This is a genomic window from Siminovitchia acidinfaciens, from assembly GCF_003605385.1.
GTDB lineage: Bacteria > Bacillota > Bacilli > Bacillales > Bacillaceae_C > Siminovitchia > Siminovitchia acidinfaciens.
Genome location: NZ_QYTV02000001.1, coordinates 402,576 through 414,026, shown reverse-complemented (window position 1 = coordinate 414,026; position 11,451 = coordinate 402,576). Strand labels below are relative to the sequence as shown.

At 39.2% G+C, this 11,451-nt stretch carries 8 protein-coding genes and 2 pseudogenes; 4 read left to right on the top strand and 6 right to left on the bottom strand.

The window, feature by feature from the left end:
* Positions 1-17: 17 nt before the first annotated feature.
* From D4T97_RS01910 to D4T97_RS01900, 3 genes are all read right to left on the bottom strand, one after another.
* The gene (locus tag D4T97_RS01910) at positions 18-1,229 is read right to left on the bottom strand and encodes a coiled-coil domain-containing protein (protein WP_164525437.1); all 1,212 of its coding nucleotides are present in this window, start codon (positions 1,227-1,229) and stop codon (positions 18-20) included.
* 5 nt (positions 1,230-1,234) lie between these two features.
* Positions 1,235-2,797 (bottom strand): hypothetical protein, encoded by a 1,563-nt coding sequence (locus tag D4T97_RS01905; protein ID WP_164525436.1) that lies wholly within the window; start codon positions 2,795-2,797, stop codon positions 1,235-1,237.
* A gap of 247 nt (positions 2,798-3,044) precedes the next feature.
* A complete protein-coding gene (locus D4T97_RS01900) occupies positions 3,045-3,239 on the bottom strand; it encodes a hypothetical protein (protein WP_126047111.1) in 195 nt (64 codons plus the stop codon).
* Between the two features lie 341 nt (positions 3,240-3,580).
* Here D4T97_RS01900 and D4T97_RS01895 point away from each other — a divergent pair, with 341 nt between their 5' ends.
* Positions 3,581-4,732, top strand: coding sequence for a pyridoxal-phosphate-dependent aminotransferase family protein (locus D4T97_RS01895; protein ID WP_126047109.1), 1,152 nt, complete (start codon positions 3,581-3,583; stop codon positions 4,730-4,732).
* A 169-nt stretch (positions 4,733-4,901) separates the two neighbouring features.
* Here the strand turns inward: D4T97_RS01895 and D4T97_RS20705 are convergent.
* Positions 4,902-5,237: pseudogene (locus D4T97_RS20705) on the bottom strand (NUDIX hydrolase); the annotation flags it as partial.
* Positions 5,238-5,590: 353 nt separating this feature from the next.
* On the opposite strand from D4T97_RS20705, the pseudogene D4T97_RS01885 reads away from it, so the two are divergent.
* The 3 genes and pseudogenes from D4T97_RS01885 (at position 5,591) to D4T97_RS01870 (ending at position 8,720) form a co-directional block, all read left to right on the top strand.
* A pseudogene (locus tag D4T97_RS01885) lies at positions 5,591-5,877 on the top strand (PadR family transcriptional regulator).
* Positions 5,878-6,364: 487 nt separating this feature from the next.
* A complete protein-coding gene (locus D4T97_RS01875; RefSeq protein ID WP_164525435.1) occupies positions 6,365-6,733 on the top strand; it encodes a hypothetical protein in 369 nt (122 codons plus the stop codon).
* Positions 6,734-7,199: 466 nt separating this feature from the next.
* Positions 7,200-8,720, top strand: coding sequence for a PucR family transcriptional regulator (locus D4T97_RS01870; RefSeq protein ID WP_126047103.1), 1,521 nt, complete (start codon positions 7,200-7,202; stop codon positions 8,718-8,720).
* Between the two features lie 34 nt (positions 8,721-8,754).
* On the opposite strand, the gene D4T97_RS01865 is transcribed toward D4T97_RS01870, so the two are convergent.
* Together D4T97_RS01865 and D4T97_RS01860 are read right to left on the bottom strand one after the other, a co-directional pair.
* Positions 8,755-10,704 (bottom strand): oxidoreductase, encoded by a 1,950-nt coding sequence (locus tag D4T97_RS01865; RefSeq protein ID WP_126047101.1) that lies wholly within the window; start codon positions 10,702-10,704, stop codon positions 8,755-8,757.
* Entirely contained in the window at positions 10,704-11,447 is a 744-nt protein-coding gene (locus D4T97_RS01860) for a (Fe-S)-binding protein (RefSeq protein ID WP_126047099.1), read from the bottom strand. Before D4T97_RS01860 ends, D4T97_RS01865 begins: the two co-directional genes overlap by 1 nt.
* Positions 11,448-11,451: the final 4 nt, after the last annotated feature.

The window sequence follows — 11,451 nt, the reverse complement described above, 5'->3', positions numbered from 1 at the left end:
AATTAAAGACTTATGAATTAGATAAAGAAATGAACAATAGATAATATAAAAGTTAAAATCACAATGCTAAAATTTACTTTAGACATTTTAAGACTAGCTTTCGTATCTAACTGCTTTTTTAAATTATTTACTTCATCAGTAAGCTTTTGGATTTCTTGAGCTTGCACTTCAATGGTTTCTTGGTTAGACTTTATTTCCCCATTCATCCTACTATCTATTTCATTCAAACTATTTAAGCTTTCATCATGCTTATTAACGTTACCAAACAGTATATCCATCTGTTCTTGAGAATGTTTTGATTGAACCTTGAGTTGACTTTCAAGATTTTCAACCATCTTAGCGCATTCATTTAGTGTTTCACTGTGTTTCTCATTAATCTTTTCATGCATTTTAAGTATTTCATCGTGTCTTTTATAGATTACTTCGTGAGCTTTTATCAGTTCATTCTGATGTTTATGAAGTTCTGTATGCTTGTTTAACTTTTCACGATGTAGTTTGATGATCTTAGCCTGGTTTTCATATTTATTATCTAAATTTTTATCTATGACGGCATGAGCTTTTAATTGTTCTTCAAACTCTTCACTCACCTCAGCTTGTCTCTTCCACTGCTCGTCATTCCATAACTCAGCTTTCACAAGTTCGTCGAATCGGCTGTCAACGTCTTGATTGAATTGAGATTGCCTTTGTAAGATACGGTCTTGTTCTCCAATGTTTTTTGAAAGGTTTTCCAACTTAATTAATAAATCTTCTTGCTCCTTTAATTGCTTAACAACTGTAACGATTTCTTGTTGAGCTAGCTCCGATAATTCTTCTTCTGATGCGCCTTTCAATTTCAATTCAAGTTCACGCACAACAAATCGGTTACTCGCAATATTACTAACACCTAAACCAAATAAGTACTTAGAAATCTCAGCGAGTTTCGTTTGGAATTCAAAGGATACTTTTTGAGCCACCGTTCCTGATTGAACAGCTTTCGCTAAATCATAACTGGCTGATTGCAACTGTTCGATTGCTACTTTCTTCTTACCAAAACCTGCTGATTGGTCTTTTGCTGTTCTTGCAGATTTGTTTGCAAATTCAGCAGCTTCAATTGCCTTTTTAATAGAACTATCCAATTGGTTGAGTTTTGTAACTTGTTCGCTAAGCAACACCGGCAAATCTTCTTCACCGATTTTTGCCTCATTTGTTAATAAATGTCGATCCGACTTTTCAAGAGTTTCTTGTACCACTTTCATTACCCCCATTTTAAAATATCGCTAATTTCATCTAGCAATTTAGGGTTATGCCTTTCAATCCCTTGACGATACGCACCAATATTTTGCATAGATTTTCGATTTGCTTCCCAATTGTCTACAAAATATCTTGTTGTTTCTTTCATTTTTTCGAGTGCTTCATTAATTGTTTTTTCAGTTGTCTTTGCTGTTACCCAAGCACTCGCCTGTAAATAGTAAATTTTACTATTCATCAAATGAAGTTGCTCACCAAGAATGCCTATTCGTTCATTTCGCCGCTTTTGTTGTTTCATCCCCATTGTTGCATCTGTCCCAATCGCAATAGAGAATCTTCCAATTCCTACAAAATTCACGCGTAAAACAAATTCCTTTAGGAACAATGCTTTGTTTCCACCAGATTTGTATAATCCGCGAATTGCAGCATCACCTAAATCAACCGCAGCTAATGTACCTGTCGAAATTGTTAACATTCGAACGATGGTGCGATTCTTAAATGGTAAAGTTCGCTGCCATTCCAACTGCTTTAAATCTTTCACTCGTTTCACATCTTTTTCTTTTATCTCTTCTACCAATCTACGGATAAAATAAAAGCCACGTACGACACATTCGTTAATTACTACAGGAAGTGCTTGCCGACTTAGTTCATAACCAATCCCTATCTCGGCTCGCAAATCAAATCTTAATGGTTTATCAATTGTTCCATCGTCATTACGTTCTGCTAATAAAGTTCCATTAAATAACTTAGAAATCCATACGGAAAGACGCTGTTCCCCTATTTTGATATTTTGAAAAATTGAAAAAGTAGATAACTCTTTTGCTAAGGAGAGTAAAGGTCCCGGAAGACCTGTCCCTTTTCCCGGTGTAGAACTTGACCCCGCCATATCGCTTACCATATGTAAAAACCAATGCACTACTCCTAATAAGAACTTATCGGGGATAGTTTTTCCAATCAGTTTCTTATTATTTACATCGACTACTTGAAATAATCCATTTTCATCAGTTCCATAAGACTTCCCAGTAAATTGTGTAAGCAAAGAGAACATTAAACCAACAAGTGTTGGATGATGAGCAAAATCTCGTAAATGATGTTGTAAGGATCCTCCAAAGTCCATTGTATTACTATCGCTTGGCGTACCAAATTGTTCTAAATTCCTAATGGCACCTTGAAGATCGTCCCCTTCATAGCCATTAAATTCTGCAACTTTCTTCACAAACTGGTTGACTTTATCTTCTCCCCAGTCTCTCCCACGCTCTAAACTAAATTCATCTACCCAAAAAACATCTATCAATCCAGCAAGTACTCCACTCCCGACAGCAACCAGATAGTCGGCACCTTCAGAATGGTTCGTAAGCCTATCAATTTCTTTGTTCAGCTTATCTAACCGATCTTGGTTTAAAGATATATGTTCGTCAAGTTCGTCAAGTTTGCCAATCTCCTCCTTAATTTTATCTTCTCTTGCACCGTTTTCCTCTAGCACAACGGCTTCAACTTCGTATTCAACTTCTAAATCATCTTGTACAACTTTTAACTCAGGAAACTGAATCAAATTTTCTTTATGTATCATCTTATCAATACCTTTCTCTACCAATAAGAAATTAGAACTAGAACTTTTTCTCTATATCTTATCATAATCTAGTATGGAATTATATTCCTAGTCACACTCAGGGTCGTTTGCTGCATATTGGGGCATCTGAAGAATAGTTTTATTCCATTCTTTCTCCCCTATTTAAGCAAATTTACTAAACTAACTTTAAGAATTCAGATTCTCAGTCAAACCCTTTTTCTTGGCTTGAATTGTTTACCGTGATGATTTAGGCAAAGCTCCATTGACTTGAGAACTGGATAAATTGATTGAGTTGAGAGCGTTCCGAAATTCTTTTTTTGTGTTTATCATCGGCTTTCTTGTGGCAATGGGATTGCTGATCATTTAGAAGTTGAGTTGCTATACTGAAACCTTCTTTTGCTTGTTCTTCTGTACTTACGCGGGCGTAGATGGCTACTGTCATGTGCCAAATTCCATCTTAATCTGCTTGGAAAAATCGTATTCCAAGGAGTTTAAACATCATTTAGTCATTATTATTATCTTGATTAATTCGATTCTGATTAACTTTTTATACTCCCTGATCGCAATTTCGTCATCTAAAATTTAGAGGTGGAAATCTTACTGCCCGTTCATGCGACATAAACAACTAAACCAAGTAATAAATTTCTAATTGTAAAGGGATCCAAAAATGGTATTTCATTTAAACTGACCCCTAGATTTTAGGATAAGTTGATACTTTTAAACATACCAATTATTTGCTAAGGTTATCCCATAAAATACACTAATTGAAAAGGAACGATTTATATGAGATTTAAACCAAGCTATGCACCAGGACCAACGGACGTACGTGAGAATGTACGCTTGGCGTTTGCTAAAAAAACAAATAACCCTGATTTTGATAACGAATTCATCCACTATTACCATGAGGTATCCCAAAAAATGGGGCGGGTTATGGGTACTACAAATGAAGTACTGCTGCTTGCCGGGGAAGGGATTCTAGCTTTGGAAGCTGCCTGTGCGAGCTTAACTGAACCTGGCGACCGTGTCCTTGTACTCGATAACGGTATATACGGTGAAGGTTTTCAAGATTTTGTCAGAATGTATGGAGGAGAACCTGTTGTCTTAAGTTTTGACTATCATAAAGACATACCTGTTGAAGAAGTACGTGACTATTTAGAAAAAGATCATGACTTCAAATATGCAACATTTGTTCATTGTGATACACCAACGTCCATCTTAAATGACGTCAGCCAACTCTCTCCCTTACTAAAGGAGTATGGCATTCTAACAGTGGTTGATGCAGTAGCCAGTATGGTTGGTGAACCCATCGATGTTGACCAAAATCAAATCGATATTTGCTGTGGAGGTTCTCAAAAGGCGATCTCAGCACCTACTGGCTTAGCTATCGTTTCCATTAGTGAGGACGCTAAAAAAGCGATGAATGACCGTAAAACACCAATTGCTTCCTATTATGCAAACCTGCAAATTTTCAATGGTTATGTTGAAAAAGGAACCTTGCCTTATACAATGACCGCTAACATTGTTGAGGCTTTAGATGTTGCCTTGGACAATATTTTAAAAGAAGGACAATTGGCGGTTTATGAGCGACATGCAAAAATTGCGAACGCCGTCCGAAAATCTGTACAAGAATATGGACTAACATTATTCTTAGAATCAGGAAGCTCCAATACAGTGACTGCGATCATCATTCCAGAAGAAATAGGCGCATTACAATTACAACAACACATCCAAGAAACATACAATCTATACATCGCCACTTCTTTGGCGCAATATGAAGATGTCATCTTGCGTATTGGTCATATGGGTGAAAATGCCTTCTATGAAAAAGTCTTATCAGTATTAACAGTGATCGATAATGGCCTACGTGATTTAGGTTTCAAAGGGAAGGGTAATCTTGGACAACTATTCCTAGATGCCTATAGAGCAGAAAATTAAGGGGATTTTTTGTAATGGCAATGGCCGCTAAGGAACCCACTCTTCATTAAAGGAGTGGGTTTAGTTAATCATTAGGGATTTTTAAAGAATCGCAGAAATTCCTGCCAATTTTAAAACTTGGACCATCTGTGATTTCCTCTAAAGTGAAATAAAATTTGTATTTGTTTGTTTATTTTATTGTCTCTATAAAATGTTTCAATATCCTAGCTGTTAGCCCCCAAATGGTATATTCCTTATAATCATAAAACCATTCCTCCATCACCCGAGTTCCCCATTGATAATCGGCACCATTCATGATTTTCTCAAAAGGGAAATCAGGTGCAGGTATTGGTTTAACTGAAACAAAATGCATATAAGGTTCATAGTGTAATAGCCATTTAACCGGCACGGTAAATACTTCTTCTACTTCTTCTTTATTGTGAGAATCGATTATTTGATCGCGATCAATAATTGCTACAAACGGATAGACGACAAATGAAGGAGAAGCAATATAAGGGCTTAATTCCTGTACAAATGTAACTGCCTTAGGAGAATAGTTTCCTCATCCAACTTCCTCCTTTTTTCAGCCTCAAAAATCGGTCGGCCTCCTGCATCTGCCGCTCCTCTCAACTCTTATATAGAGGGATTCATGGAAAATGGACACCATGAGGAAGAAAGAAAAATTTCTTTTCAATATCAGTTTTAAAAGACGATCTTTATAGCACCCGGGTGAAAAGCTATCTTGAAAAAAATTTTTAAGGCTAGGACATCTTAGTGACAAATACACATATGCCTAGGAGGCTGCCTTAAAAAATGTGTACATGGAAATAGTATCAAACAAACAGGTGGTGAAATTATGAAGGGCAGGGTGTCGTCCGATTGCTGCGCGGCCACACAGATACGATCGTGCTCGGTATCTTAATGAAAGGGGACAGCTACGTGTATGAGATTTATAAACCGATCCTTGAAAAAACAGATGATCAGTATGAATTAAAAGAGGCAACGCTTTATTCAAGCTACCATAGGCTGGAGAAAGAAGAATTGATCGTCGCCTACTGGGGCGGATGAATCCCAGGGTGGCAGGCGGAAGTACTACAGGATTACCGAAGAAGAAAAAAGAATACCGTCAAAATAAGCTAGACTGGGAGTTACCTAGAAAATTTTAAACCGATTGCTTGAGGAGGATTAAAATGAATAGTCAGATTCAAAAATATGTGAATGACTTGTTTCATGGTTACGAGGCAAGTCCCGAACTCACCGATTTCAAAGAAGAAATTATAATCAATCTGATGGATCGCACGAAGATTTGAAAAGTAACGGCCTAGACGATGAAGCAGCCTTTACCAAAGCGGTAGCCGAATTGGGCGATATCACCTCCACTGCCGATATATCAGCAAGAAAAAGAGGAATGAAGTCATCGATCAGATGTATGTTCGTCTAAAAACTCAGATTGGCATAAAGCACTGCCTATGTAATCGCGGGGGCCGCCTTACTCTTTGGCATCATCGGACCAGCTATTTTGCTACTGTTTCAGTATCTAATGACACCTTCTTCTTAGATGCCATTTCTAGTTCCTTCCGGCGGTGCTTTCGTTTTCTTTGCCTTAACGTAAGAAACAGGCCGCCATTTTCCGATGCACTGGATTTCCCACTCATGTATGCCGCTGCTGCAAGTCTTCTCTTATTTGGACTGACGACATCCGCCATGCTCTATTTCATGGATAGCATGGAAATGCATGCTGTCTTCGGTATATTAATCCCATTTGTCGTTCCCCGGGCAGGCATCTTGGCGTTTTTACTGTTAATGGAAAATGGGCGGCTGAAACCATGGATCCTTGAAGATCAAAAAGTATGGATGGACCATTACGCAAAGAAGGATCTTATCCGGACAACACGGGGCGGCTTATTATCGGGTGCCCTATGGATTGCTGCCATTGCCTTGGCATCTTGGCCAGCTTTAAACCTGGATTCCTCTATGTTATCGTGTCTTTTTACTGGCCATCGCCTTGCAGCTCATCGTTGAATTTTGGGTGCAGGCGAAAAGCAAAGTTTATTGATCCCCTTATATTATTGAGATTTTCATTGGATACATCATATTAGGCTTTACGTTCGATTATTGAACGTTGAAACAATTTTTCATTATAAAACTCAGGGCGAGACAGGTGAACCATCGTTCAAGCGTGTTTTTCTTAAAGGAAATCCAGATCTCCATTTAACACACATTAATTATAGGAATTTCCTTGAAGTTTCTGTAAAGAAAGAGATAAAGGTTGGTCTCATGAAATCTATTGATTTATGCTCCTGTGTTGGTGATTAAATAGGTAGAGCATTTACATCAGGTACGATCACTTATTGAATTATACAACTCTATCATCAAAAGTCGTTTATACGTTCCTTTAATTCTGAATAACTAGTATAATTTAATTGGTTTAAAAGTAATAACTTCTCCTACTTAAATTAAAATTTCCATTTAGCAAAGGTGGATAAAGATGACAATCACTATTCGTGAACTACTCAATAATCCCCATTTAAAATCTTCTGTTATTGCTGGAAATGACGGTCTTGATCGTGAAGTTACTTGGGCCCATGCATGCGAACTCAGTGATCCTACCCATTGGTTAACTGGTGGTGAACTTATTATGACGAACGGATTTGCCATCCCTTCCTCCGAAGAAGAGCAGATAGTTTACTTACAAAAGCTTATTGATAGTAATGCTAGCGGATTGGCTATTGGGAAAGGGTTACATGCACCTAAGCTATCAGATGGGTTCAAGTCTCTGGCAGACCAAAAGGCGTTTCCAATATTGAACACAGATTATGATGTTCCATGGATTGCTTTTTCAAAAACTGTTGCAAATGCATATGTAAATCAAGAACATGCACAAGTTATTTTAACTATGCGCTTATATGATAAATTAAGAAAGACCATTAACCACGATTCGCCTAATCAAATACTTCGTAGGCTAAATGAGATCATTGGTTGTAAGTTATATATTATTGATGCTAAAAACAAATGGATCCTGTTTGAACAGGAGAAAGATCTTAATATTGAAGAACTTGCATATATCAAGTCAAATGAACTGCCTTATTATATCAAACATATAAAAACAAAAGATAAATTAATAGCTCAAGTATCAATTCCGTCTTCACGTCCTACTATTTTATTAGTCATTTCAAATGCAGGTTCTCTTCCTGACAATGTTGTACTTAGACATTTGGCTACGATAATAGGCATAATCGTAGAAAAAGATATGACAATATTAGAAAAACAAAGGCGGATTGGAGCAGAACTGTTAATAAGGATGGTCGAAGGCAATGTTACTGATGAAGCAGCGTCTATTTTACTAAATGACCACGGACTTGGAAAGAAAACACTGCAAATTGTCGCTTGCTCCGGTAGAGAAGAGAAATTTAACTATGAGTGGCTGCATTATTGGCTTCATGATACGGGAATTCCTAATTTAATTACGTTACATCAAGGTATCCTTCTTATATTACTTCCCGAAAAATGCAATATTCTCAGTAAATTACAGACCGAATCCCCCAATCAGACACGTATCGGGGTTAGCGATTCCATAAACCGGCTCAACAGGACATCAAAAGCATACCAGGAGGCTATCTGGGCATTGCAATCAGCCGAAACCCACGGCAGAAAGGTTGTATTTTACAGCGAAAGCTTTCCCGTTTCTCCCTTTATTCCAAGAGACCGAACTGATGCTGAAATGCTGATGAAAGATGTGCTCGGAGATTTACTTGATTATGATAGACAAAATAATAGCGAATTGGTCAAAACATTATACGTCTATTTATACTATAACCGCTCATGGAAAGCTTCTGCGAAAAGCTTGAATATACATAAACAAACTCTGGTTTATCGGGTAAACCGAATCGAAGTCATCACTGGTTATCGCCTGAATAATATCAGCCATATTTCGGAGCTATGGATGGCATTGCAGACAGCCCTTATGCTGAAAATGATTCCGGATTTCGCAGAAGCTATTACGATGTAATATTCATTTGAACTAACCAATGTTAAAGGCTAGACTAAATGCTGGCCGCGTGTTCAAATCCTTCCAGGATTGCCTCTTCTACTGTACGAGGAACCATGCAGTCACCTATCCTTTTGACGTTGGGAAAGTTCTTTTTGATTTCATCGTACAAGGATACGTTTTGGATATTTCCATAGGCTAATACTAAAGTGTCAGCATCTTTTTTATGTACTTGCCCTGTATATATATTTGTAAATATTGCTTTTCCGGGCTCACACTTATAAATTTTGTATTGAGGTGTGACAGTTACTCCACTCATATACAATTGACCAAGAAGCATATCCCTTACATATTGCTGCAGGGAATACCCAGCATGAACAGAACTAGTCACCAGTTCGACTACATGACCTTTTTCGGCAAGATACAAGGCTGCACCAATGCCAGGCATATCTCCCTTCCAATCAGCAATGACAACCTTATGCCCAATATCTTTTGTTCCCTCCAGCACGTCCCATGTATTCATAACATGCGGAAGATCTAAACCTTCTACTTGAGGATAAAACGGTTTTCCTCCTGCAGCCAAAATAATTTCATCTGGCTGCTCTTTCTTGAGCAGCTCATTGGTAACTTCCTTGTTTAAGATGACATTTACTCTAAAAAGGTCAAGCTCTCTTTTTAAATTAGGGACCAATTCGCCAAACTCTTCCCTTGTTGGGATTTTTCGCGCAAGCTTCACCTGTCCGCCTAACTCACCACTTTTTTCAAAAAGAGTAACATAGTGGCCTCTTTCGGCTGCAATTACCGCAGCCTTCATCCCAGCTGGACCACCGCCGACTACGACTACCTTTTTTCTTTTCTTTGCTTTCGACATAATAGAATAAACGATTTCCCGCCCTGTTACCGGGTTTTGGATACAACTGATCGGGATGTTATCATGCATGTGCCCAATGCAGGCCTGATTGCATCCTATGCATACACGGATTCTGTCCAATTCTTCTCGGAGCGCCTTGTTAGGCATATGAGGGTCACAAATCATTGCCCTTGTCATGGCCACCATATCCGCCTGACCATTGGCCAACACCTTTTCGCCGATAACAGGATCATTGATCCGTGATCCTACCATGACCGGTACGGAGACCATTTCACGAATTTTCGCTGCATAAGGAGCAAAATGTGCAGGTGGTATGGTTGCGGGCGGCACGATAAATACTGAACTGGCCAAGGTAGCCGAGCTTCCCCCTATCAGATTAAAATAATCTAACCCACCAATATCTCTGTCAATGAACCTGATGATATCCAGGACCTCATCAAAAGTGGAGCCTTCCTTTTCAAAGTCATCCACACTGAGACGAATGCCTACTGTAAAATCCGGACCGGTCTTCTCCCGGATAGTATGAATTACCTCCTTTAAAAATCGGAGCCGGTTTTCAAGCGGTCCACCGTATTCATCCTCGCGCAGGTTGAGCCGCGGCGACCAAAATTGACTTGCCAGATACCCGTGGGAAGCCACAATCTCAGCCCCGTCCAGCCCTCCCTTTTTCACTCGAAGCGCTGTTTCTGCATAGCCGTTAACGATTTCCTTAATCTCCTCTTTTTCTAATGCCTTTGGCATTACGCCAAACCGGTCTGTCGGTACCATAGAGGGGGCGACCGCCACCGAAGTACCTGAGGGAAAAATTTCTCTGCCGGGGTGAAACAGCTGGATAAACATCTTACACCCGTATTCATGGACTGCCGCTCCCATCTTTCGGTAATGAGGAATAATCTCATCCGTAAAGGCACTAATTGTATTGGAGGTAAAAGCAGCCGTGGAATGGACGGCATTTGCTTCCACGATAATCAGTCCTGCTCCTCCTTTTGCACGTTCTTGGTGATAGGCAATCAGCTGATCTGTCGGCAAACCATTTTCCACATAGGTCGTCATGTGTCCCGTGCTAAATATCCGGTTTTTCACCGTAGTAGCTCCAAGCTTTTGGGGTGTAAACAAATATTTGAATGCTGTCATCATCGCCGCCCCCTTTCTGTCAGTTCATTTACAATCTCGGCAATATCACGTGTAAAAAAGTTCTTCCCCTCTTTCTGGTTAATGGCCTCTATTGCTTCTTCCATCATAACCAGGCAGAATGGACAACCGGTTGCCGTTGTAGAAGCTCCTGTTGAAACTGCTTCAGATGCCCTAATACTGTTCATTTTTTCACCTTTATTGACATCCTGGAACATCATCCCGCCTCCAGCACCGCAGCAGAAAGACTTTTCTTTGGTGTGCTCCATCTCCTTAATTTCATAGCCAAGGATTTCAAGTATGTCTCTTGGCTCCTCAAAAATGCCGTTTTGACGCCCGAGGTAGCAAGGATCATGGTACGTAATGATTTCTTTCTTTTCAGTACTGGGCACTTTCAGCTGGCCGGATTGAATGAGGTTATATATAAATGTCGTATAATGTTCTACTTCAAACGTCCCGCCGAGTTTTGGGTATTCATTTTTAAAGATATTGAAACAGTGCGGGCAAGTCGTGACAATAGAAGTAACGCCATGCCTATTTAATGTTTCAATATTTGTTTTAGCCAGGTTTTCATACAAATCTTCATCGCCCAACCTCCTAGCTATATCACCTGTGCACCTTTCTTCATTTCCCAAAATGGCATAGCTGACACCAGCTTTATCCATAATCTGCGCAAACGCTAAAGCAATTTTTTTTAACCGTGCGTCATAAGCCGCTGCGCAGCCAACCCAAAATAACACCTCCATGATG